This window comes from Novosphingobium sp. TK46 (genome assembly GCF_055361525.1).
Map to the genome: position 1 here is coordinate 438,347 of NZ_CM143963.1, position 22,700 is coordinate 461,046.

The 22,700-nt window shown below is 63.3% G+C and carries 18 protein-coding genes and 2 pseudogenes; 11 read left to right on the forward strand and 9 right to left on the reverse strand.

Annotated features, from left to right (window positions below):
* Nucleotides 1-25: 25 nt before the first annotated feature.
* Together ACXJ1Z_RS02015 and ACXJ1Z_RS02020 are read left to right on the forward strand one after the other, a co-directional pair.
* On the forward strand, nt 26-2,326 hold the full coding sequence (locus ACXJ1Z_RS02015) for an arylsulfatase (protein WP_463779175.1): 2,301 nt from the start codon (nt 26-28) through the stop codon (nt 2,324-2,326).
* Nucleotides 2,327-2,343: 17 nt separating this feature from the next.
* On the forward strand, nt 2,344-3,642 hold the full coding sequence (locus tag ACXJ1Z_RS02020) for a DUF1214 domain-containing protein (protein WP_463779177.1): 1,299 nt from the start codon (nt 2,344-2,346) through the stop codon (nt 3,640-3,642).
* A gap of 156 nt (nt 3,643-3,798) precedes the next feature.
* Here ACXJ1Z_RS02020 and ACXJ1Z_RS02025 read toward each other — a convergent pair whose 3' ends face one another.
* On the reverse strand, nt 3,799-4,272 hold the full coding sequence (locus ACXJ1Z_RS02025; RefSeq protein WP_463779179.1) for a nuclear transport factor 2 family protein: 474 nt from the start codon (nt 4,270-4,272) through the stop codon (nt 3,799-3,801).
* 382 nt (nt 4,273-4,654) lie between these two features.
* Between ACXJ1Z_RS02025 and ACXJ1Z_RS02030 the strand changes: the two genes are divergently transcribed.
* Together ACXJ1Z_RS02030 and ACXJ1Z_RS02035 are read left to right on the forward strand one after the other, a co-directional pair.
* A complete protein-coding gene (locus tag ACXJ1Z_RS02030; RefSeq protein WP_463779181.1) occupies nt 4,655-5,428 on the forward strand; it encodes an SDR family NAD(P)-dependent oxidoreductase in 774 nt (257 codons plus the stop codon).
* Nucleotides 5,425-6,321, forward strand: a complete 897-nt coding sequence (locus tag ACXJ1Z_RS02035; protein WP_463779182.1) for a glycoside hydrolase family 130 protein — start codon at nt 5,425-5,427, stop codon at nt 6,319-6,321. Before ACXJ1Z_RS02030 ends, ACXJ1Z_RS02035 begins: the two co-directional genes overlap by 4 nt.
* A gap of 317 nt (nt 6,322-6,638) precedes the next feature.
* On the opposite strand, the pseudogene ACXJ1Z_RS02040 reads toward ACXJ1Z_RS02035, so the two are convergent.
* Nucleotides 6,639-7,225, reverse strand: a pseudogene (locus ACXJ1Z_RS02040) (polyphosphate kinase 2 family protein).
* Nucleotides 7,226-7,751: 526 nt separating this feature from the next.
* Here ACXJ1Z_RS02040 and ACXJ1Z_RS02045 point away from each other — a divergent pair.
* Nucleotides 7,752-9,209, forward strand: a complete 1,458-nt coding sequence (locus ACXJ1Z_RS02045) for a CYTH and CHAD domain-containing protein (protein WP_463779184.1) — start codon at nt 7,752-7,754, stop codon at nt 9,207-9,209.
* Complete coding sequence (locus ACXJ1Z_RS02050; protein ID WP_463779186.1) at nt 9,175-9,699, forward strand: hypothetical protein; 525 nt, start codon at nt 9,175-9,177, stop codon at nt 9,697-9,699. Before ACXJ1Z_RS02045 ends, ACXJ1Z_RS02050 begins: the two co-directional genes overlap by 35 nt.
* Nucleotides 9,700-9,849: 150 nt before the next feature.
* Here the strand turns inward: ACXJ1Z_RS02050 and ACXJ1Z_RS02055 are convergent, their stop codons facing one another.
* The 4 genes and pseudogenes from ACXJ1Z_RS02055 to ACXJ1Z_RS02070 all read right to left on the reverse strand — a co-directional run.
* A complete protein-coding gene (locus ACXJ1Z_RS02055; RefSeq protein WP_463779187.1) occupies nt 9,850-10,680 on the reverse strand; it encodes a 3'-5' exonuclease in 831 nt (276 codons plus the stop codon).
* Complete coding sequence (locus ACXJ1Z_RS02060; protein ID WP_463779189.1) at nt 10,677-11,240, reverse strand: alpha-ketoglutarate-dependent dioxygenase AlkB; 564 nt, start codon at nt 11,238-11,240, stop codon at nt 10,677-10,679. Before ACXJ1Z_RS02060 ends, ACXJ1Z_RS02055 begins: the two co-directional genes overlap by 4 nt.
* Nucleotides 11,237-12,331, reverse strand: coding sequence for a DNA polymerase IV (gene dinB / locus ACXJ1Z_RS02065; RefSeq protein ID WP_463781141.1), 1,095 nt, complete (start codon nt 12,329-12,331; stop codon nt 11,237-11,239). Before dinB ends, ACXJ1Z_RS02060 begins: the two co-directional genes overlap by 4 nt.
* Nucleotides 12,332-12,486: 155 nt before the next feature.
* A pseudogene (locus ACXJ1Z_RS02070) lies at nt 12,487-12,765 on the reverse strand (diguanylate cyclase domain-containing protein); the annotation flags it as partial.
* A 244-nt stretch (nt 12,766-13,009) separates the two neighbouring features.
* Between ACXJ1Z_RS02070 and ACXJ1Z_RS02075 the strand changes: the two are divergent.
* Entirely contained in the window at nt 13,010-14,962 is a 1,953-nt protein-coding gene (locus tag ACXJ1Z_RS02075) for an OPT family oligopeptide transporter (protein WP_463779190.1), read from the forward strand.
* 211 nt (nt 14,963-15,173) lie between these two features.
* Here the strand turns inward: ACXJ1Z_RS02075 and ACXJ1Z_RS02080 are convergent, their stop codons facing one another.
* Both ACXJ1Z_RS02080 and ACXJ1Z_RS02085 read right to left on the reverse strand, forming a co-directional pair.
* Nucleotides 15,174-15,428: a LysR substrate-binding domain-containing protein gene (locus ACXJ1Z_RS02080; protein ID WP_463779192.1), complete on the reverse strand. Its 255-nt coding sequence runs from the start codon at nt 15,426-15,428 to the stop codon at nt 15,174-15,176.
* A gap of 331 nt (nt 15,429-15,759) precedes the next feature.
* Nucleotides 15,760-17,013: a sugar MFS transporter gene (locus ACXJ1Z_RS02085; RefSeq protein ID WP_463779193.1), complete on the reverse strand. Its 1,254-nt coding sequence runs from the start codon at nt 17,011-17,013 to the stop codon at nt 15,760-15,762.
* 191 nt (nt 17,014-17,204) lie between these two features.
* Between ACXJ1Z_RS02085 and ACXJ1Z_RS02090 the strand changes: the two genes are divergently transcribed.
* The 3 genes from ACXJ1Z_RS02090 to ACXJ1Z_RS02100 all read left to right on the forward strand — a co-directional run bounded on the left by ACXJ1Z_RS02090 (nt 17,205) and on the right by ACXJ1Z_RS02100 (nt 21,486).
* Complete coding sequence (locus ACXJ1Z_RS02090) at nt 17,205-17,663, forward strand: MarR family winged helix-turn-helix transcriptional regulator (protein ID WP_463779195.1); 459 nt, start codon at nt 17,205-17,207, stop codon at nt 17,661-17,663.
* A gap of 89 nt (nt 17,664-17,752) precedes the next feature.
* Nucleotides 17,753-20,140, forward strand: a complete 2,388-nt coding sequence (locus ACXJ1Z_RS02095) for a glucose/quinate/shikimate family membrane-bound PQQ-dependent dehydrogenase (RefSeq protein ID WP_463779196.1) — start codon at nt 17,753-17,755, stop codon at nt 20,138-20,140.
* Between the two features lie 2 nt (nt 20,141-20,142).
* Complete coding sequence (locus ACXJ1Z_RS02100; protein WP_463779198.1) at nt 20,143-21,486, forward strand: carbohydrate porin; 1,344 nt, start codon at nt 20,143-20,145, stop codon at nt 21,484-21,486.
* Nucleotides 21,487-21,806: 320 nt separating this feature from the next.
* Here the strand turns inward: ACXJ1Z_RS02100 and ACXJ1Z_RS02105 are convergent, their stop codons facing one another.
* Nucleotides 21,807-22,061 (reverse strand): hypothetical protein, encoded by a 255-nt coding sequence (locus ACXJ1Z_RS02105; RefSeq protein WP_463779199.1) that lies wholly within the window; start codon nt 22,059-22,061, stop codon nt 21,807-21,809.
* Nucleotides 22,062-22,130: 69 nt separating this feature from the next.
* Between ACXJ1Z_RS02105 and ACXJ1Z_RS02110 the strand changes: the two genes are divergently transcribed.
* Nucleotides 22,131-22,478, forward strand: a complete 348-nt coding sequence (locus ACXJ1Z_RS02110; RefSeq protein ID WP_463779200.1) for a molybdopterin cofactor-binding domain-containing protein — start codon at nt 22,131-22,133, stop codon at nt 22,476-22,478.
* Nucleotides 22,479-22,700: the final 222 nt, after the last annotated feature.

The window sequence follows — 22,700 nt, forward strand, 5'->3', positions numbered from 1 at the left end:
AAAAGAACAACGGGAGGTGATGGCGATGGCAAGGCAGAAACTGAGTGCAAGGATCGTCGCGGCCGCGCTGCTGGCTGCCACGGCGCTGTCGCCTGCGTGTGCCAACACGCCAACGCCAGGTATTCCCACCGGCCCGACCGCTCCCGCCGGCGCCCCCAACGTCATCGTCATCATGACCGATGACGTCGGCTTCGCATCCTCCAGTACCTTTGGCGGCGAGATCCCGACGCCGGTCATGGACCGGCTGGCCGGCAACGGGCTGCGCTACAGCAACTTCCACACGACCGCGCTGTGCTCGCCATCACGAGCGGCGCTGTTGACGGGGCGCAACCATCATGCGGTAGGGTTCGGCACCGTCTCCGATCTTGCCCACGGGGATCCTGGCTATACGTCGATCATCCCGAAGAGCGCGGCGACGATCGCGCAGGTGCTGCGGTCCAACGGCTACAGCACGGCGGCTTTCGGCAAGCACCATAACGTGCCGATGTGGCAGGCAGGGCCGTTGGGGCCCTTCGACCAGTGGATGAGCGGACTGGGTTTCGACTACTTCTATGGCTTTCACGGCGGTCACGCCAACCAGTTCGCGCCGGGTCTGGTCGAGAACAACTCGCTGATCGAGCCGCCGAACGACCACGACTACATCTTCGATCGCGACATGACCGACCACGCGGTGCAGTGGCTGCGCACGCAAAAGCTGCAAGGCGGCGGCAAGCCGTTCTTCCTCTACTACGCCCCGGGCACCGCGCACGCGCCGCTGCAGGCTCCGGCCGAATGGCTGCTACGCTTTCGCGGCAAGTTCGACGATGGCTACGACGCCCTGCGCCAGCGCATCTTCGTGCGCCAGAAGAAGCTCGGCGTGATCGCGCGCGATGCCAAGGTGGCCGCGCTGCCACCCGAGGTGAAGCCCTGGGCCACCCTTACGCCCGACCAGAAGCGCGTGTCGGCCCGCTACATGGAGGCCTACGCCGCAGCGCTCGCCTACAGCGATGCACAGGTCGGACGGATGCTGGACACGCTGCGCCCCAGCGGGCAGCTCGACAATACGCTGATCGTCTACATCCAGGGAGACAACGGTTCGACGCCGGAGGGCGGTCCCGACGGGCTGTTCAATTACGCTGGCCGGTTCGGCAATGCGGACTCGGCATCCGCGGATCTTGCGCGGATCGACGACATCGGCGGTCCGCGCAGCTACTCGGTCGCGCCGGTGGGCTGGATGTCAGCGATGAACACGCCGTTCCCGTACTACAAGACGGTCGCCTCGCGGCTGGGTGGCATCACCAACGGCATGGTGGTGTCGTGGCCAGACAAGATCAAGGCGCGCGGCGTGCGGCCGCAGTTCACGCATCTGGTCGACCTTATGCCCACGATCCTGGAGGCCAGCGGGATCCAGGCGCCGGCGAGTTTCAACGGTGTCGCGCAGCAGCCGATCGACGGAGTGAGCTTCGGCTACTCGTTCGCGAGCGGCAAGGTACCGGCACAGCACCACAAGCAGTATTTCGAGATGTTCGGCAATACCGCGCTCTACAAGGACGGCTGGCTGCTCGCCTCGCCGACGACGGCGTTCGGTCCAGCGGGCTCGACCAAGCCACAGTTCGGCACGGTCTGGGAGTTGTACGACCTGAACCGCGATCCCAGCCAGACGCACGATGTGGCTGCGCTTCACCCGGACAAGGTCAAGGAACTGCGCGCCGACTTCGATGCCGAGGCTGCGCGTAACCACGTCCTGCCGATGTCCAGAGACGGCTTGCGCCAGTTGCTGCCCGAAAATCGACCGGAGGAGGGCTTCGAGCCGGGGCGCTACACCTATTACCCCTCAACCTTGCGCTACCCGCGCGCGGTGTTTCCCAGCATCAACAATCGCTCTTGGTCGATCGAGGCCGACCTCGATGTCCCGGCCAGTGGCGGCGACGGCGTGATCGTGACCCAGGGCGGGCGTTTCTCCGGCTGGGGCCTGGTGATGCTGCAGGGTGTGCCGACTTTCCTCTATCGCAGCAGCGACACCGCCGCTTCGCTCACGCGGGTGGCGGCGCCAGGCCGGCTCGCCCCGGGCCGGCACAAGGTGGACGTCCGCTTCACCGTCGCCGGCAAGGGCTTCGGCAAGGGCGGCGCACTGGCGATGAAGGTCGATGGCGCGCAAGTCGCAACCGGACAGCTGACGCAAAGCGTGCCGATCAACTTCACCGAACCCGACGCCGCAGTGGGGCGTGACAACGGCACGCCGGTCACGGATGATTACCGGGTGCCTTTCGCCATCAGCGGATTGCGCTCCGTCACTTTCGACCTCGGACCGCTGCAGCGCCCCCGAGCCGACGACAAGCCGAACTGAACAAGGGAGAGGATCGCATGCGCTTACATCATTACCTCGGAGCCGCCGCACTGGTTGGCGCGCTTCTTTCCACTGGTGCCCGCGCGGCGCCCCCCGCCCCGGCTGCCCCGGCCAGTGGGGGCAAGGAGAGTTCGGTGCCCGGCTGGACCGCTTTCCTCGACGGGGTACGCGACTTGCCCGATCGAATCCTCGCCAAGCTGCCTGAAGACCAGCGCAACGATCCCCAGGTGCGCGCCGAGGTGGGCAGGCTGGCGCTCTCGGCCGTGGCCGCGGGGACGATCGACGCCCTTGCCAGCGATCCCGACTATCCGGTCTTCCTTCCGCAGATCAACAACTACATCACCACGGGCCAGCCCAACGCGGATACCAACTATCGTGCCGCCACGATCGCGCCGGGCGGCACGTACCGGCTCAGGGGCTTGCGCGGGACGATGAACCAGGCCCGTATCGCCGAGATGGCGCCGCCATCGAAGCCGGCGACGCCGGGCGCGCCTGCCAAGCCGCGGCCGGTGCACGATTTCAACAAGCTGAAGGTCGATGCTCAGGGCCGTTATGACGTTATCCTCAGCCCGGTTCGCCCCGTGGGTTACACCGGGGATTGGTGGCAGTCCGATCCCGCCACCCGCTCGCTGCTGGTCCGCATGGTCGGCTCGGAATGGGGCAAGGAGAAGGAGCCGACGCTCTCCATCGAACGCCTAGATGTCCCTGCCGCGCGACTGCGCCCCAGCGCGCAAGTGCTCGAGAATAAGCTGCGCGCCATTCCTGCCGCGGCCGGCTTTATCGCCCCACTGCTGGTGGACCGGCCTCGCAAACTGCGCGAGGAAGGCTTCGTCAACAAGCTGAAGGCTGTCGATTTCAACGCGCTCGGTGGCCTGGCCGGGCAGTTCTATTTCGAGGGGGCTTACGACTTGAAGGATGACGAGGCTCTCATCATCGAAACGCCGGTTCCCAAAGACTGCACCTACAACTCGCTGATCCTGACCAACGAGATCTACGAGACCACCGACTGGTACAACAACCTCAGCAGCCTCAACGGCGCGCAGACGACGGTCGACAAGGATGGCGTGCTGCGGGTAGTGGTTTCGGCCAAGGATCCCGGCGTGCCGAACTGGCTGGCGACGGCGGGATATCCAACGGGGATGATTCAGGGCCGATGGATGGAGTGCGCGACCCAGCCGGTGCCGCAGGTGCGCAAGGTCGCGCTCTCCGAAGTGCGCCAGCTTCTTCCTACGGGCACCGGCACCATCTCACCCGAGCAGCGAGACAAGCAGATCCGCGATCGCCGCGCCACCTTGCAGCAACGACCGCTGTGGTGAGCCGCGCGGCGAAATCCCTCGCAGCGCTGTTCGCCTGCGCCCCTCGCGCGCCATGGTGCTGATCGTCAGCCACCGTGAGCGCGCGAGCCTCGGCAAGATTTGAAAAAGTGTCGCATCGGAACTGCCCGTCCCGAAGTGGTGAGAATGCCAGCGTGCTCAGGCAGCGGCGCGCTCTGCCGATACCTTCAATCGTTCAATCCGCAGTGTCGCGATCCGCCAGACATCACCATCGCGGCGGTAGGTTTCCTGATAGTACCCGAAGCCTGTCAACTGCGTCAAAGGAGAGCCTGCCGGAAAGTACATTCGGTCACACATGGCGCAGATCGACCGAGCTTCCACATCGCTGACGAAACTGATGTCGAAGTTGAAACCCTGGTGCACACTGACGATGCCCTGTTGCGCAAATCCGCCATCGGACCAGGATGAACGACCGTTCAGGACTATGTTCATTTGCGGCAGGAAGTCCTCACCCGTGGTCGGGTCGGTACAGCAGCCGGTGTAATCGAGGACGCAGTCGGCAGCCAGAATGCTGCGGACAAGCGATCCATCGCTGGTATCCACGCCGCGAAAGTAACGCGCCTTGCTTTGCTTTATTGCCTCTCTGGCGCGAATTTCATCGCTGTCGGTCATGTTTTATCCTCCCAGTGAGAGCATGACGGCTTGCTCGTAGCGCGCCGATCACACCGACGACCTAGCCTTTCACACCTTCTGGTTCATCATGCCACCGAATTAGTCCCGCATCGATCATATCCTCAAAGCGGCCCCCGCCGCGATCGCGCGACCCAACCCGGTCGAGGCACCTGTAACCAGAACAACTGCGTCATCGTCGGGAAGCTTCCCGATCCCAATCCCTGATTGTCGGGTAAGCCAAGTGCTTGCAAGCAAACGGTGTCCATCGAACTTGGTCAGTTGTCGCGGTCGCGGTCTCGCTACCGGCGACGATGCACGAACGTGGCGCTGAGATGACCGCGAATTCATGAAACCGCGCGGCGTACGCAACGGTTCACCGGTCATGACCATATTCGAAAATCAGATCGCGATCGTCACGGGCGGTGAATCCGGGATTGGCGCCGCTTGCGCCAAAGCACTCGGCGACGCCGGGGCTCTTGTCGTCATCACATATTTCAAGGATGCGGCTGCCGCTCAGACCGTTTGCGCGTCGATCGGGAGTAACGATCGCGCGATGGCGGTGCAGGTCGATGTGAGTGACGAAGCAGCGGTGGAGCGGCTATTTGCCGAAGCCGAAAAGGCGTTCGGCACAGTCAGTCTGCTGGTTAATTCTGCTGGGTTGAACATGAGCGGCACGATGCTCGTCGACATGGAACTCGCTCAGTTCGACCGCGTCGTCCGATCCGACCTTTATGGTCCATTCCTCACCTGCCGGCGGCTGGTCCGTGCTCTCGAGGCGGAAAACGCGAGGGGGCGGATCGTCAATATCTCGTCGATCCACGAACACGCACCACGCCCAGGGGGAGCTGATTATGATTCCGCCAAAGGCGGCTTATCGCAGCTGACCGCCACGCTGGCCTTGGAGCTTGCGCCGAAGGGCATCGCGGTGAACGGCGTTGCTCCGGGTATGATCCTTACTCCGATGAACCAGTCCGCGCTCGATCATCCGACCGAGCTGGCAGCGAAGGAGGCGGCGATCCCTTGGAAGCGCGCGGGCAGGCCCGATGAGGTTGCAGCTCTCGTGACATTCCTGCTGTCGCCGGCTGCGGACTATATCACCGGGACGACCGTGACCATCGATGGTGCGCTGTCATTGACCGTGGCGCAAGGCGCATGATGATCACCTATGTGGTCGAGCAGCTCGACACGGTCACGATTTCCGCCGGGTCGGTCATCGACACCATGGACCTGATGAGTCCGTTCGTCTGGCGCGAAGGAGATCTCTACCGGATCATGGTGCGCGGCGTGCCGCATCCGCTCGGCCCTCGCGATCCGACCGGGATCATCGCACGCGGTGAGAGCCGAGATGGGCTGGCTTTCACGATGCACGCCGGGCTGGCGATCGTGCCTGGGCCGGGTGCGGAGGACATGGGCGGCTGCGAGGATCCGACCGTCCTCATGACCGGTCACGAATATCTCGTCTATTATACCGGTGTCGATGCGGCACGCGCGCAAGGCAGCATGATCCTGGCAGCAGGGACGGACCTGACGGCACTGGTCAAGGAGGATCTGGTGCTGAAGGCACCGCCAGGAGAGGGCAATATCAAGGAAGCCACGCTTGCGCAGACAACGGCGGGCGACTGGCGATTGTTCTACGAATATGCGGCGCAGGGCGCATCGCGCATCGGCATGGCGAGTGGCCCCACGCCGAAGGGACCATGGACCGTGTTGCCAGACCCCTTTGGCATCCGCGAGGATAGCTGGGACAACTGGCATCTGTCGACGGGCCCAATCTGGCAGACGGCAGGTCAAGAGCCGGTGATGTTCTACAATGGCGCGACGCACGATGCGCGCTGGCGGATCGGCTGGATCACCTTCAGTCCGGATTTTGCTCGGGTAACGGGACGCGGGATCGAACCGCTGCTGGTGCCACCTCCAGCGCGGAACCGCGAAGCCACCGATATCGCGTTTGCGGCCTCGACCGTCGCGCAGGGTGATCGGATCGCGCTGTATTACTCCCTGGAGGACAGGATACTTAGGCGGGCGCTGGTCGGCCGATACCACGACTGATGAAGGCATTCTTGCGCTGTCGTCGCACCAGGCTACGCTTACGCCGATGGCGCCGTCGACAAGCTCGGCACCAATGCCACGCTGCCGAGCCTGCCGCTGCCCGGACCGGTCGCGATCGCCTGGCTGACGACCGCTCAGCCGAGGGCCGAGTTGACGCTGAACATCAACCTGCAAGCCGGCGGGTTCACGTTCGATGCCAACGTGTACGTGTCGGCAAAATCACCGCCGTATCGGTGCTGCCCCCCAGACATGTCGAAGCGAAACTTCTGCTCGTCGTCGGTGATCGAGAACCAGTACTTGACCAGGATGATGCCCGATCACACCAGCATCCGCTCGAACTTGGGCACCGAACGAAAAAACTCCTCCACCTCGTCCTCAGAGCAGAAGCCCATCACGCGCTCCACGCCGGCGCGGTTGTACCGGCTGCGGTCGAACAGCACGATCTCCCTCGCGACCGGCAAGTGGCCAACGTAGCGCTGAAAGTACCAATGGCTGCGCTCGCGCTCGCTGGGCGCGGGCAGCGCCGCCACCCGGCACACGCGTGGATTGAAGCGTTGCGCAATCCGCTTGATCGCTCCGCCCTTGCCGCAGAATCGCATCCTTCGAAGATCACCACCACCTTGAGCCCCTTGTGCACCACCCAGTCCTGCCATCGGACGAGTTCGTGCTGAGGACGGAACAGCTCGCGAAGATACGAGCGCCGATCGATCCCCTCGGGCGCCTCATGTTCGTCGCTAGTGGCGAGGAGCGCATCGAGCCGGCTCTCGTCGATCTCCATCTCCAGTTCCTCGTCGAAACTGTCGACGATTTCGTCCCTGATCCGCGCGAAGTCGGCAGTCGAGCTGGTGTGGATCGGCAAGTTCATCGTCCTGGCACACCCTACGCGATGGCGGCAGCCTTGCATGGGCGCGTGACCGTCGCCTTACATAGCGAACGAACTCGTCCGGAATGCCGTGGGTCTGTCATGCGCCCGTGGTCTATCGCCGATGAGGGCAATTGCGGTATGACGATCGGACGCACGAAGCACACAGCACATGGCACCATCGTCTGTGCGCTGGCATTGATGCTCATGGGGTGTGGCGGTTCGAACGGGGGCGAAAGCGGTACGCCACCCTCGCCTTCTCCACCCTCTTCCACCCCGTTGCCAAGGCCCTGTCGCCGGACCTCCGGCCGCAGATTGTCCGGCCGGCTTAAGCCGCAATTGCGTGCTGCCCAACCTGCCGCCAGCTTCTACTACTCGGGCAGAAGGTGCGGCAACGTTCCTTGATGCCACGCGATGCGATGCTTCAGCCAGGCGAGCAACTTACGCCGAAATATTTGCCGAGTAGTCGATCGCCGCGACGCCAGCGGCGCAGCAAATTCGTGAATGAGACGTTATGCAATGCCTCGCCGCTCTAGATGCAGCGACCCAATTGCAAGGTAGTCAGCGCGTGCTTGAAGTGGAACTAAAGCTCGAGATTTCCGAGACCGCGGCGGCAGCGCTGGCGGCATCGGCGCTTCTTCCTGGCGAGCCCAAGGTGGAGCAACTGCACGCGGTCTACTTCGATACGACCGATCACGACCTGGCTGAGGCGGGCTTCGCACTGCGTATCCGACGCTCGGGCGACGCGCGCATTCAGACGATCAAGGCAAGCGGTGCGGCAGGCGCCGGACTGTTCGTGCGCCCGGAGTGGGAGATGCCGGTCAGCAGCGACGTGCCGTCGCTCGACCATGCGACGCCGGTGCGCGCGATGCTGGGTGATCGCGCTGACGAGATCGGACCGCTTTTCGAGGTGAATGTCGAGCGTCGAACCTGGATCGTGCACGAAGGCGATGCCGAGATCGAGCTCGTGCTCGACAGCGGCGCGGTGATCGCCGGTTCACGCCAGGACGGGATCTGCGAAGTCGAAATGGAACTCAAGCACGGCACCCCGGCTGCGCTGTTCGCGCTGGCGCGCAAGCTTGATGCCGATGTGCCCGTCCACGTCGGCGTCCTGTCCAAGTCGGAGCGTGGCTATCGTCTGACCAGCCGCCCGCGTTCCTCGTTCAAGGCCGGAAAGGTAACGCTTGCGTCCGAGATGAACGCCGCCGAGGCATTCCAGCACATCGCCCAAGCCTGCATCCGCCAGTTCCGGCTGAACGAGAACGCCCTTGGCCATGATCGCTCGGTCGAGGCACTGCACCAGGCCCGGGTCGCGCTGCGTCGGCTGCGATCCGCGTTCTCGATCTTCAAGCACCTGCTGGCAGGCGACGAACAAGCCGCAGCCCTGCGCGAGGAATTGCGCTGGCTTGCAGCGGAACTGGGCGAGGCACGCAACCTCGATGTTCTGGTCACACGTGCCGCAACCGGGCCGCTCCATGATCGCCTACAGGCCGCCCGCGACGCGGCCTACGAGCAAGTTGAAACGGCTTTTGCATCCCCTCGCGCCCGCTGGGCCATGCTCGACCTGGTGGAATGGCTGCTCGACGGCGAGTGGTTACGCATCGACGAAACCCGCAAACTACGTGAACAGCCGGCGCGGGTCTTTGCCGAAGCCTCGCTCGACCGTATCCGACGCAAGGTGAAGAAGGGCGGTCGCAATCTGACAGCGGCGCACGACGAAGCACGCCACACGTTGCGAAAGGACGCCAAGAAGTTGCGTTATGCGAGCGAGTTCTTCACCGCGCTGTTCGCCGCCAAACGCGAGCGCAAGCGGTACAAGCGCTTTATTTCGGCACTCGAGATTTTGCAGGATGAACTCGGCACACTCAATGATCTTGCCACGGCTCCCGAAGAACTGCGCAAACTTGGCCTGGAGAACGACGACGACGCCGGCGTTCTGCTTGGAACCACCAGGAAGAAGACGCTGCTCACCGCCGCCGCCGAAGCCTACGATGACTTGTGTGACACCAAGCGCTTCTGGCGCTAGCCGGCGGCAGACCTACCGCGTCGCGCGCAGCCTTTCGCTGATCGGCTCGTATTTATACAATGACAGCACGTATGGCGACAACACCGTGAACGGCGCCGCGTCAGTCGCCACCCAAGGCGTCCGCACCTTCAAAACTCAGGAGCACCTCGCCAAGGGCGAGGTCAGCTATGACGATGGCCGCTTCTTCAGCAACTTGACTTCTTCGTACATGAACAACACCACTGACCGGGCCCAAAAACTGGTCAATGCGCAGTTCCTGCATGATCAACTCGCCGGAACGTCCGGGGGACTTAGTGGCTTACTCAAGCCCATGCAGATCCAGAACCCGACATCAAAGATGACACCCGCGCAGGATCCTTTATTCGTGAAAAACCGTGCAGCCTTTCTGCAGCAGCTTCAAGGTCTGATCAAAGACGGCAAGGTCAGCTTCCCGCCTGATCGTGCAATCACCAAGGACATGATGCCCGACTGGGCCGGCACACTAGTCTAGCAGTCATGCGTTGCAAGGTTGCAACGTACCTCGACCCGAACAGGGTTAGGGGTAACGACGCAAACGACGAAGAGCCGATCGCAGGCGAGATCGGCGAGCCTAGAGAGTGAAGACGGCGAATTGGCGATGGAAGCCGAGATGCGCCTTCGCTCAGGATGCCAGGGGCAGGCGTGCGCGAATCTCATGCTCATGTACGATCTCGAAATTACTGCGGGATTGCTGCATCTGTTCCGCGCGACGGTGATCCACGTGCGCGGTGACGTAGGTGCCGAACGGCTGTTCCCGGCTGATCACCAGCATTGTCGTGGTTACGCCCACCGAAGCGACGATCCTGCCGCCTGCGGCAGCCAAGTATTGTGCAAGGGGACCGTTCCGTGGCGCACCGAGGACAGCGATGCGCTGACCTTTTAGCGGCCCATCAAAAGCAGGCTTTGGCGCCGGCCCGGCTCGGCCACTTGCCGGCGTGACCCAACCCGCAAGCGCAATCCCGGTGTGCTCGATCGCACGCACGATCACCTGGCCGGCTGCACGGGCGTCGCTAAGGGCGTCGTGATGCTTGTGATGAATACCAAGGTATTTTGTCAGAACGTTCAGGCGGTGGCTTTGAAGTTGGGGCCACGCCCGCTTCGCAACCCTTACGCTATCCAGCCAACTGGTTTCGATAGGCGCGAGACCATGCACGCGGCACGCCGCGCCAAGCGCGCCTTTATCGAAATACGAGTGGGCCACGGTGAGTTGCCCTGCCAGGTGACCGTCGACGATTTCATGCACGTCTCTGTAGGTAGGCTTACCTCTGACGTGATCGACCGTAATCCCGTGGATCCGGGTGTTGAATGACGAAAAGTGATCGACCGGATCGATCAGGGTTTCGTATTCGAAGACCTCGGCGCCGTCTCGGAAGCCGACGATGCCGACCTGACAAATGCTGCTGACGCGCGAGCAGGCCGTCTCGACATCGATGACGACGAAGTCAGGGATCATTTACGCTGCGCCAAGCTGCGGAACGTCATCGACCAGCGCGGCTTGGTTCCTTCCACAATGCTGTGCTCCCATTCATGCCGCGAGGGACCGCTCAGGTGATAGGCACCGCGCGGCTCGAGCGGCACAAAGGCTCGCGCGAACCCGTCGCCACGCCGCTGTCGGAACCGCAGCGTCGCCGGTGCCCCAAGAGAAATCCCGATCACGTCTTCATAGATCGGTCGGTCGCGGTGCCAGCCAATGCCCGAACCGGGATCGTAGCGGATCAGCAAGGCCTGCACGAGGCAGGCGGGATCGATCCCGGCGAACGTGGCGGCCCGACTGCGGAAGGGAGCAAGCCAATCCGGTACATGCGGCGCGTCCAGCGGTCGTCCGATTTCAAAGTCGTAGCTGAAGCCAAACGAGGTCGTGACCCGCTTGCCCGTCCAGCCCTGGAAGCGAAATGGCGTCAAGTCCGTGGCCTCGATGCGGTCGATCAGTGCGCGCTCCTCATTCGTATCGATGACGTCCAGTCGGGTCCGGAGTCCCGGAAGGACCGGCGCATCGAACAGGTCGAGCATCATGCGGCCTGACCCTCCGGGAACATTGGCAGTGCAGATTGTGTCACCCCGACCTGCTCAACGAAATTCGAAACGGTCACTCCAACCAAGCGAATACCTTTCGCCGGTGGAAGAACCGCGTTCAAGAGATCGAGGGAAACTCGACGCAGATTTCCGAACGTCGTCACCGCGCCGTCTTGGCTCCGGCTGCGCGTGATCTGCTTGAAGTCCGCATATTTGACCTTCACTGTCACAGTCCGACCGAACGCGCCGCGCGCCTCGCACCAGCGCCAAACGTCTTCGGCCATGCGCAGCATGCCCGCTTCGATTTCGGCAGGATCAGTCAGATCCCGGTCGAAAGTCGTCTCCGATCCTGAAGATTTGCGCTCGCGGTTGGGGTTTACCGGCCGGTGATCGACGCCGCGCGCAATCGCGTAGTACCAGTTCGCCGAGTTGCCGAAGTGGCGTTCCAGAAAATCGAGCGAAGTGGCGCGCAAATCCGCGCCGGTTTCAATCCCCAGTCGCTTCATCTTCTCCGCCGTTACCGGGCCGACGCCGTGAAACCGGCTGACCGGTAGCGTCTCGACCCAGGCCGCGCCCATGTCGGGCGTCACGGCGAACTGCCCATTCGGCTTGCGATGATCGGAGGCGAGCTTGGCGAGGAACTTGTTGTAGGAAATACCAGCGGAAGCGGTGAGGCCGGTTTCCTCCAGGATCGCGGCGCGTATGTGTTTTGCTGTTATCCAGGCTGTGGGGATGTCCAGCTTGTTCGCCGTCACGTCGAGGTAGGCTTCGTCGAGCGACAAAGGCTGAATCAGGTCCGTGAAGCGGGCGAAGACTTCATGGATCTGCCGCGAAACTTCTCGATAGACGTCGAACCGGGGCGGCACGAAAACGAGGTCCGGACAGAGCCGCATCGCCGTGACCGACGGAAGCGCCGAGCGCACCCCGAACCGGCGCGCCTCGTAACTGGCAGCTGCGACGACACCGCGCGCAGCGCCGTAGCCCACAGCCAGCGGCAAGCCGCGAAGAGACGGGTCGTCGCGCTGCTCCACCGAGGCGAAGAAGGCGTCCATATCGACTTGGATGATCTTGCGGACAGAAGAGTCGGCCATCGGCACCGTATGGCACAGATGGAACGAAAAGTGAACAATATTCTCGTACGTTGCGGCTCCACATCAGCGGAAGGCTCGACATGCGGCAATAGCAGAGGCCGGCTACACAGCGACTGCAAGGTGCCGGGGGAGGCGATGCGCAGCCGGCTTCGTCCACCGCGCTCGGCGTCGTAGAGAGCGCCGTCCGCCCTGGCGAGAAAATCCAGGCAGGTTTCGTCCGGCTCATATTGCGCGGCGCCGATCCTCGCCATGACCGCTAGGCTTGTTTCAGCTGCCAGAATGAGGGTGCGTTCGTTGAGGGAACCGATGATTATGTTGCCGAGCGCCGCTGTTGCTTCGACCGTAACATCGGGGGCGACCACCACGAATTCTATGTCGCCATAACCCACGACGACATAGCGGCGATTGAACACGCCGATCGGCAGATCGCGCATGAGCGCGGCGATGCGTACGATATCGTCGGTCCCGCGGCGATGCCGGTTGAGACCGCCTTTGAACCGAACGATGAGGGCGGCAGCGGGCTGCGCCCGAGTCAAAGCTACACGCTACAGCGCGCCATTGTGATCGACCCAGCCTTTAGCGATTTACAAGAAGCAAGAGCACGAGGCGAACCGCGCTCGTCAGCACGCTTGCGCTGTGCGACAGATGCGCGCCGCTGCACTGCCCGAGAGAGCCGCCATGACTTCAAAGCCGATCCAGCCGCTTGCCGAACTGACGGTCCGCAGCGTTATCCTGGGCGGTATCATCACGCTGCTGTTCACCGCCGCGAACGTCTACCTGGGGCTCAAGGTCGGGCTGACGTTCGCGACGTCGATCCCCGCGGCGGTGATCTCGATGGCGGTGCTGCGGTATCTGCCCGGAGCCAGCATCCTCGAGAACAACATCGTCCAGACCATCGCGAGCGCCGCCGGCACCCTGGCCGCGATCATCTTCGTGCTCCCGGGCCTGGTCATGATCGGGTGGTGGCAGGGCTTCCCTTATGTGACCACCGCCGCGATCACGGGCCTGGGCGGCATCCTGGGCGTGATGTTCTCGGTCCCGCTGCGCCGCGCGCTGGTGATCGACACGGACCTGCCCTACCCCGAAGGGCGTGCCGCCGCCGAAGTGCTCAAGGTGGGGTCGGCGACCGACATGGGCGCTCAGGAAAGCGCGAACGGGCTGTGGCTTCTGGTCACCAGCAGCCTTGCATCCGCCGGCTTCGCTATCCTGACCCAGACGAAGCTCGTCGTGGCCGAGGCCGCCGTCTGGTTCCGCGCCGGGGCGGGCGCCACCGGCATCTCCGGGGGGTTGTCCTTCGCGCTGCTCGGTGTCGGCCATCTCGTCGGGCTGTCCGTCGGCCTCGCGCAGCTCCTCGGCCTCGCGACCGGCTGGTGGGTGCTGCTTCCCATGCTCACCGCGCAGCATCCGATGGCGGGCGATGTCGAAGGCTGGGCCAACGCCGTGTTTCGCGCCGATGTCCGCTTCTTCGGAGCCGGGGTGATCGGCGTCGCGGCGATCTGGACCCTGATCAAGATCGCCGGTCCTGTCATCGGCGGCATCCGCTCCGCCTTTCAGGCAAGCCGCGCGCGGCGTGGCGGCGAGGCGCTCGCGCTGGAGGAACGCGACCTGCCGATCACCATCGTCATTGGCGGCGTCCTCGCGCTCATGGTGCCGATTGCCTGGCTGCTGTGGTCGACGCTCCAAGACGGTCCGCTGATGGAATCGGCACTGCTGCTGGTGACGGGCGCCCTGCTCTTCGTGCTGGTACTTGGCATGCTGGTGGCTGCGGTATGCGGCTACATGGCCGGGCTGATCGGGGCGTCGAACTCGCCCGTATCGGCGATCGGCATCCTGGCGGTACTCGCCGCCGCACTGCTCCTCGCGGGACTGTTCGGTCGCGAGAACCCGCCCGAGACCACCCGCGCGCTGATCGCCTACGCGCTGATCGTGACCGCGGTGGTGTTCGGCGTCTCGACGATCTCGAACGACAACCTGCAGGACCTCAAGACCGGCCAGCTTGTCGGCGCGACACCGTGGAAGCAGCAGGTGGCGCTGGTTATCGGCGTCGTCTTCGGAAGCCTGATCATCCCTCCCGTCCTGGACCTGTTGAACACCGCATTCGGCTTCGTTGGCGCCCCCGGAGCCGGGCCCAACGCCCTGTCCGCGCCGCAGGCCGGGCTCATCTCGGCGCTGGCGCAAGGCGTACTCGGCGGCGATCTTAATTGGCCAATGATCGAGTACGGCGCGCTCGCCGGCGTCGGGTTCGTGATCTTTGACGAGATCATGGGCAAGGCGAAGCTGCTGCGCTTTCCGCCGCTTGCCGTGGGCATCGGCATCTACCTGCCGATGGCGGTGATCCTCCCGGTTGTGATCGGCTCGATCATCGGCTGGTTCTACGACCACCGGGCCAAGCGCAGTCGCAATCCCGACAGCGCCCTTCGCATGGGCGTGCTGACCGCCACCGGAATGATCGTGGGCGAGAGCCTGTGGGGTGTCGCCTTCGCCGGTATTGTCGCGGTGACCGGATCGGACAGCCCCCTGGCGTTCATGCCCGATCTTCCGGCCAGTGTCACGCTGGGGGCCGGCACACTGGTGTTCGCGTCGCTTACAGCCTTTCTCTACCACCAGACCGCCCAACGCAGCCGCAGCTAAGCCCCACCACCGCTCACGTCACGGGCGCACGAAAAAATGGTTTCGACAACCAGGCAGTCATCCGCCTCGCTGACGCTCGTATGCTCGGCGATCACCCGAAGTTCCTAGAAGAAAATTCGAACTTCGGGCGATGTACGTCCGCAATGAGGGCGCGTCTCAGCATGGCCCCACGGTCTGAGTCAGCGCTGTTACACACGCAAGCAGCAGCCCACTACCGCCACGCACCGTCACTTGCGCGTGTACGGATGACGTCGATGAACGCACGTACCGCGGGTATCGCACTTCGAGCGGCATCGTAAAGCAAGCTGACAGGCATTGCTGGCGACGCATAATCATCAAGCATCTCAACGAGTTTGCCTTCGGCGATCGCTGCAGCAGACTGGTAGCTGAGCACGTTTGCCAGCCCGATGCCCGCTTCGGCTGCAGCAACCGCCGCTACCACCGGGTTGACGAACAAGCGGCCCAATGCAGCCATCCCCTCAGATCTCGAAGGACAGTGCTGTGGTACGCCGTTCAACGCGCGCCCGCGCAACCAGTTAGCGAGTTCGATTTCAACCGTAGCGAGGCTATCCTGGGGAGCCTGATGACCGCCCACCTGGCTCGCGGCGATCTTCCGCTTAGGCGCAGCATCGGTCGGTATTGCTCTTCAGCAAGCGTTGAGCGTCCACTGTGACGAATGCCAACGTCCAATCGTTCGTCGTATGTCACCGCCCTATAGAACTGCAGCTTCGCTAGGCGCCGTTGGGCGCGCCGCGCGGAACTGGAGCCGACGTAACCACTTACAAAGCTTCGTAGCTTCAGGCTTCCTCCCGATCGGCGATACCGAAGATGGCGATTACGACGTAGCAGACGACGGGAATGAGCAATGCCGTCGCGATCGTGGTCGCGTCCGCCAGTGCGCCCGTCGCCAGTGGCAGAATGGCACCGCCGACGATCGCCATGCACAGCAGGCCAGACCCTTCCGCGGTCTTCGCGCCAAGGCCCTTCAGCGATAGCGAGAAGATGGTGGGGAACATGATGGAGTTGAACAGCCCGACGGCAAGCAGGCTCCATCCTGCGATCGGGCCGCCGCTCGCCATCGAGAGCATCACCAGCAAGCCCGCGCAACCCGCGAAAACCGCGAGCAGCTTGCCAGCCGGTACGCGCTGCAGCAGAGCCGCGCCGATGAAGCGGCCGACCATTGCGCCTCCCCAGTAGAGTGACAGCCGCTGACCGGCAGTCTGGGCATCAAGACCCAGGATTCCGGGCTGCTCCAGGTAATTGACCATCATGCTGCCGATGGAAACTTCGGCACCGACATAGGCGAACAGGGCGATGACGCCGAACAGCACGCGTCGCTGGAGCAGCAGTGCCAAGCTGTCGGCGAAGCCGACCGCGTCGGGCCGCTCGTCTCGCACCGCATTCCGGCGGATCCAGAAAATTGCGGCGACGATCACCAATACGACGGCGATACCGACATAGATGTGCGCGACGATGGCGCTCTCGGCAGAGCGAAAGGCATCGAGAGCGGCGCCGGACAAGGTCTTCGGATCGGTCGTCGCTGCGGCGCCAAAAATCAGCGTGGATCCGATATACGGCCACACGGTCGTGCCAAGCGCGTTAAATGCCTGTGCAAATGTCAGCCGGCTGCTCGATGTCTTCTCATCGCCGAGCAGCGCGATGAAGGGGTTCGCCGCGACCTGCAGGATGGTGATGCCGGCGGCAACCACGAACAGCGCGATGAGGAAGCTGCCGTAGATGCCCGACAGTGCGGCGGGCCAGAACAGCAAAGCGCCAGCCGCGGTGACGATCAGCCCGGTAACGATGCCGCGCAGATAGCCGATCCGCGCGACGAGCGCACCAGCCGGGATCGAGACGACGAAATAAGCCATGAAGAAAGCGAACTGCGTCAGCATCACTTCGGAGTAGCTTAGCGAATAGAGACCCTTGAGCTTCGGGATCAGCACGTCGTTCAGGCTGGTGGCGCCACCCCAGATGAAGAATAGCCCGATCACCAGCCAGGCGAGCGTTCGCGACGTGCCGGTGCTTGTGCTTTGCGTGTTGGCCTGCATCGCAAGGTTCCTCGGTACCGGGGTGATCGGATCGGGACGTCGAAGACCATAGAACGGGCCGCTTCGTCCAAGGCGTAGTCACAGGGTTCTTGATCGCGGGGCGTAGGCCAGGGACAGCCTTGCCTCGATCTCTCGACCAGATCGTCTAACGCATGGATTGACTATGTCAACCGACGGTCTAGTAGGGCGCTATGGACAACGACCTGATGAGTCTGGTGCGAGAACTTGCCACCAACCTCCAGCTGCGTTTGTCGGAAATGACGGTGATCAAAGATCTGAAGCTGGCACCATTTCAAGCGCGACTGCTCAGCGTAATCGGGCGCAATCCGGGCATTTCGCAACTGGCGCTGGCGGCCTCGACCGATCGCGACAAGGCGCAGGTTGCCCGAGCGATCAAAGTGCTTGAATCCCGCGGGTTCATCGTGCGTTCCGCGCACGTTTCGAATTGGCGCACCCAGTGTCTGGATGTGACGGCAGAGGGCAAGCGCGCTTCGATCCTCCTGGATGCCACACGCGCTGAATTCTTTACCGAAGCGATGCGCGAATGCAGCGCCGAAGAGACGGGCGCAGCGTTCCGCATTCTCGAAAAGATCAATCAATCGATAGGTCGCCCATTACCATCGATAACGGCAATATCGATCGACGCGTAGTTAAGCCAAACGCAACCCGGGCGGCCCGCTTTGATAAGAATAGCATTGTACGCTCCATTCGCCTGCACACTCACAGGAAGGACCTAGCGATGGTCATCGAAACATTGCACGGCAGTGATCGCCCGGCTCGCGGGCTACCGGTCATCATGGCTGCCGTTCTTTGCGCCATCCTTGGACTTTTCCTGTTCGCGGGGGGTGTCTGGCTCGCGAGCTTGGGCGGCTCGATCTATTACATCATCGCCGGCGTCATGCTCGTCGCGACCGCGACCCTCCTGTTCCGGGGTCATCGCGAGGCGCTGACGGTCTATGCCGTGTTGCTCGCCGGAACGCTGGTGTGGGCAGTGGCCGAAGCCGGGCTGGATTTCTGGCTGCTGGCGCCACGCGGCGACATTCTGGTTCCGCTCGGGATCGTGTTGATCCTGCCGTGGGTGACGCGGGCCTTTCCGGCACGACCACGCCGGGCGCCGCTGGTGCTCGCATTGCTAGCCTCGGCGGTGGTCCTTTGCACGGCCTTGTGGAAAGATCCCAGCGATATCAGCGGACAGCTTTCGCCGCAGATCGCCGCGGCGTCGCAAGCGGACATCGGCTCGATCCCTGCCGATGAGTGGCACGCCTATGGCCGAACGAATTTTGGCGATCACTTCTCGCCGCTCACCGAAATAACCCCGGCCAATGCGTCGGCGCTGAAGGTGGCGTGGACCTTCCACACCGGGGATATGCGCGGCCCCAACGACTCCATCGAGACGACCTTCGAAGTCACGCCGCTGAAGATCGGGCATCTCGTCTATCTGTGCTCGCCGCATCAACGGGTGTTCGCGTTGGATGCGGCGACCGGCAAGCTGGTGTGGAAGTTCGATCCGCACGTGGTCGATGATCCGAGCTACCAGCATCTTACGTGTCGCGGCCTGTCCTACCATGCGGAGCAAACCGCTGCGTCGGCCAATGGCGCCACACCCGCTGGCCTGGAATGTCCGCGCCGGCTTTTCCTGCCGACCAACGACGGCCGCCTGATCGCGCTGGATGCCGCGACCGGCAAGCTCTGCGACGGCTTCGGCGTGCATGGCCAGATCGACATGAAGGACGGCATGACGGTCAAGCATCCCGGTTTCTGGGAGGGCACGTCCCCTCCGGTCGTGACAGCGAAAGTCCTGATCATGGGCGGCTCGGTGATCGACAACTATTCCACCAACGAGCCATCCGGCGTCGTGCGTGGTTTCGACGTCCACACCGGCAAGTTGTTGTGGGCGTGGGACTCGGGCAGCTTCGACGAGAACGCGCTGCCGTCGGCTACCCACCATTATACGCCGAACTCCCCGAACATGTGGTCGGTGGCGGCGGCCGATGAGAAGCTCGGGCTCGTCTACTTGCCCATGGGCATGGCAACGCCCGACATCTGGGGCGGCAACCGCTCCAAGGCGATCGAACGCTATACCAGCGCACTGGTGGCGCTCGACATCGCGACCGGAAAGCGGGCCTGGTCCTACCAGACGGTGCATCACGACTTGTGGGACATGGATCTGCCGTCGCAGCCCAGCCTGGTCGATCTGCGCACCGCCAAGGGCGTCGTTCCGGCGATCTATGCGCCGGCCAAGACCGGCAACATCTTCGTACTCGATCGGCGTACCGGCAAGTTGATCGTACCCGCGCCCGAGACACCCGTGCCCCAGGGCGCCGCGCCCGGAGACTGGACCTCGCCGACCCAACCCTATTCTCAGCTGACGTTCCAGCCGCAACAAAAGCTGACCGATGCCAACATGTGGGGCGCGACGATGCTGGACCAGTTGGTGTGCCGGATCCAGTTCAAGAAGCTTCGCTATTCTGGCCCGTTCACCCCGCCGTCGACCGAAGGTACGCTGATCTTCCCGGGCAACGTCGGCATGTTCGAGTGGGGCGGCGTCGCCTTCGATCCGATCCACCAGGTCGCGATCGCCAACCCGATGGCGATGCCGTTCATCTCAAAGCTGTTGCCGCGCGGTCCCGAGAACCCCGCCGCGCCTAATGCCAAGCATCCTCCCGGCAGCGAGAATGGCGTCCAGCCGATGTACGGCGCGCCGTTCGGTGTCGATATCCATGCCTTCCTGTCACCGCTCGGCCTGCCGTGCGCGGCGCCGCCGTGGGGCACGATCGCGGGGATCGATCTGACCACGCACAAAGTTGTCTGGCGTCATCGCGTCGGCACCTCGCGTGATTCCTCGCCGATCCCGATCGGGTTCAAGCTGGGTATGCCGATGCTCGGCGGTCCGATGGTCACGGCGGGCGGCGTCGCCTTCCTCACATCCACGGCGGACAACTACATCCGCGCGTTCGACGTGAAGACCGGTGCCAAGGTTTGGCAAGATCGCTTGCCCGCCGGCGGACAGTCCACGCCGATGAGTTACGGGGAGCAGGGGCACCAATACGTCGTCACCGCCGCTGGGGGGCATGGCACGTTCGGTACCAAGCTCGGCGATGCCGTCATCGCATATCGATTGAAGTGATCATGAACCACTTGCTTTCTGTTCCACTCCTCGCGGTTTCGTTGGCTCTGGTAAGTCCAGCCTTTGCCCAGGATGCGGAAGCGCCGCACCCAACGCCGGAGACCAAGGCGGCCGATAGCCAGCAGCAAGCCAAGCCCCCCAGTACGCTGACCGGCGAATGGGGCGGGCTACGCACGCAGATCCGCGATGCCGGCATCGATCTGACCGCCGCGTATGTCAGCGAGTTTGCGGCCAACGTAGCTGGCGGCGCCCGCAAGGATGCCACCGAAACCGGACAGTTCGCTTTCGGCGCGACCATCGATACGAAGAAGCTGATCGGCCTAGCCGGCGGTACGGTGCAGGCGACCATCACGTACCGGCGCGGCGTCAACCTCACCGACCGTGCCGCGCTCGGCACCAATCAGCAGGTGCAGGAAGTCTATGGCCGGGGACAGACCTGGCGCCTGACCGAACTGTGGTATCAGCAGGACTTGGGCGGCGGCGTCGACGTCAAGCTCGGCCGGTTGACGCAAGGCGCGGACTTCAACAGCTTCTCGTGCAATTTCATGAACCTCAGCTGGTGCGGGGCGCCGGCCGGCAACATCGCCGGCGATTACTGGTACAATTGGCCGGTCAGCCAGTGGGGCGCGCGCATCCGGATCAAGCGGCCGAACTGGTACGCCATGGCCGGTGCCTACGAGAACAATCCCAACGAGCTCGACAACGCCTTCTTTATCTCACGCGGCGGCGCGACGGGCGTTCTTGCCATTGACGAGGCGGGTTGGACACCACGGGTCGGCACGAAGCAGTTACCCGGCAGCTACCGCGTCGGCAGTTGGTACAACACCTCGAATGCAGACGACGTGCTGCTGGATCGCGACGGGCGCCCGTTCGCGGTCACCGGCACCGCGCCGCTCAGGCGGAGCGGGCGTTATGGTGCGTATATCCTGGTCCAACAGCAGCTGACCGGCACCGCCAGCACCGATGCCAAGGGGGAGCCGCGGAGCGACAAGGGCATCACCGTCTTCCTCAACTTCACCCAGGCAGACCGCCGGACCCAGCGTACCGACAACCAGCTTGCGGCGGGCCTGTTCTGGGCGGGCGGCATCCCCGGCCGTCCCGCGGACGACATCGGCTTCGGCCTCGCCCGCACGCACATCAACAGCCGCGCCGCCGAGGCGACAGTGCTGGCGATACCTGGCGCTGAAAAGCCAAAGTCCGAGTTCGCCAGCGAGCTTTATTACAGCGCGCACCTTATGCCCTGGCTGATCGTTCGACCTAACGTGCAGTACGTCGTCAATCCCGGCGGCCTCTCCCGCCTGCCCGACGTGGTGATCCTTGGTATCAAGAGCGCCGTGACTTTCTAGAAGGTTCTGGCGGAGCAACCATCGACGCGATCGGGTAAAAGGCTTTCAACGGCGGGCGAAAGCTTAGCAGCGCGGGGCTGACAGCCGAGGCTGACACGCCAAGCTCGGGTGTTGCACGCCTGCAACTTCGACGTCGCGCAATAGCCAGGAAACAGGCGAGATCAGTCAGATCGGTTCAGGCGGGCTGCACGGCGCGATGCTGAACCGGACTCACCATTGCATCAAGACCAGGACCGGTAACCGAGCCCGAGATCGGCATTATCGATTTGATCCGGCGCGGGCAGCGCATCGCGAGGATCACTGATGCAAAGCAATGCCCTTCAACCTTCACGCAGGCAGATGCTGATGAATGCAGCCACCGCGGCGATCGACTTGTCGATCAGCGGCATCGCAACACGTTTCCTTGCGGCGGTCTTGGCAGAGGCGAAATCATGACCTTTGATATACCCGCAGGCGCTAATCCCACCGATCGGATGAAGGTTCTTGGCAAGCCCCTGGACTGCTACGAGGGCGGTCTGAAGACGATCGCGATCGCGACTTACGCCTATGGCAGGATGTCGCACCCGGCTTTGCATACGGCTACATCGTCGGTTTCCCAATCGCCAAGGGTAGGATCACCAAGATCGATGCGAGTGAGGCGGAGCATGCGCCCGGCGTGGTCGGGGCCGTCACAAGGCGAGATTGGCGCCCCTAACGAGAAGCATGTCGGAGATTTCGCCAAGGCCTTCGCCGCGGCTCCGGTCAAGGTTGACGAAACCTATACCGTGCCCGAACAGGCGCACGCGATGATGGAGCGACATGCCTCGACCGCCATCTGGGATGGCGACCGTGTGACGTGCTGGACGTCTATCCAGCAAATGGACTGCGGGACGCGCGATCTAGGGCTGATCCTGGGTATACCCAAAAAGAACGTCCATCTGATCTCGCCCTACATCGTCGACGTCTTCTGGGGTAAGGGACCATCCAGATCGATCTCGCGCTGGCATCAATAGCTGCACGTGTCGTCAACAGACCGCTCAAGATCGCCCTGCAGCGTCCGATCATTTTCAATACCACGATCCACGGGCCAAAGACGATCCAGCGTGTGCAACCGGGGCCGGCCATGACGGGCGACCGATCGCGGTCGGTCATGACAGCTTCTCCGGCAACCCGCGAGGCGGTCGAGAAGCGCTTGGACCGCCATGCACCGCCATGCGCAGCGATCAAACGGGCAT

Bases quoted from the DNA above. Each gene is read 5' to 3' on its own strand.
- ACXJ1Z_RS02055 (WP_463779187.1), bottom strand. From the start codon at position 10,680: ATGATCCCTGACTTCGTCGTCATCGATGTCGAGACGGCCTGCTCGCGC.
- ACXJ1Z_RS02050 (WP_463779186.1), top strand. From the start codon at position 9,175: ATGACTTGTGTGACACCAAGCGCTTCTGGCGCTAGCCGGCGGCAGACC.
- ACXJ1Z_RS02020 (WP_463779177.1), top strand. From the start codon at position 2,344: ATGCGCTTACATCATTACCTCGGAGCCGCCGCACTGGTTGGCGCGCTT.
- ACXJ1Z_RS02090 (WP_463779195.1), top strand. From the start codon at position 17,205: ATGGACAACGACCTGATGAGTCTGGTGCGAGAACTTGCCACCAACCTC.
- ACXJ1Z_RS02030 (WP_463779181.1), top strand. From the start codon at position 4,655: ATGACCATATTCGAAAATCAGATCGCGATCGTCACGGGCGGTGAATCC.
- ACXJ1Z_RS02035 (WP_463779182.1), top strand. From the start codon at position 5,425: ATGATGATCACCTATGTGGTCGAGCAGCTCGACACGGTCACGATTTCC.
- ACXJ1Z_RS02015 (WP_463779175.1), top strand. From the start codon at position 26: ATGGCAAGGCAGAAACTGAGTGCAAGGATCGTCGCGGCCGCGCTGCTG.
- dinB (WP_463781141.1), bottom strand. From the start codon at position 12,331: ATGGCCGACTCTTCTGTCCGCAAGATCATCCAAGTCGATATGGACGCC.
- ACXJ1Z_RS02100 (WP_463779198.1), top strand. From the start codon at position 20,143: ATGAACCACTTGCTTTCTGTTCCACTCCTCGCGGTTTCGTTGGCTCTG.
- ACXJ1Z_RS02060 (WP_463779189.1), bottom strand. From the start codon at position 11,240: ATGATGCTCGACCTGTTCGATGCGCCGGTCCTTCCGGGACTCCGGACC.
- ACXJ1Z_RS02075 (WP_463779190.1), top strand. From the start codon at position 13,010: ATGACTTCAAAGCCGATCCAGCCGCTTGCCGAACTGACGGTCCGCAGC.
- ACXJ1Z_RS02025 (WP_463779179.1), bottom strand. From the start codon at position 4,272: ATGACCGACAGCGATGAAATTCGCGCCAGAGAGGCAATAAAGCAAAGC.
- ACXJ1Z_RS02085 (WP_463779193.1), bottom strand. From the start codon at position 17,013: ATGCAGGCCAACACGCAAAGCACAAGCACCGGCACGTCGCGAACGCTC.
- ACXJ1Z_RS02095 (WP_463779196.1), top strand. From the start codon at position 17,753: ATGGTCATCGAAACATTGCACGGCAGTGATCGCCCGGCTCGCGGGCTA.
- ACXJ1Z_RS02105 (WP_463779199.1), bottom strand. From the start codon at position 22,061: ATGCAAAGCCGGGTGCGACATCCTGCCATAGGCGTAAGTCGCGATCGC.
- ACXJ1Z_RS02110 (WP_463779200.1), top strand. From the start codon at position 22,131: ATGCGCCCGGCGTGGTCGGGGCCGTCACAAGGCGAGATTGGCGCCCCT.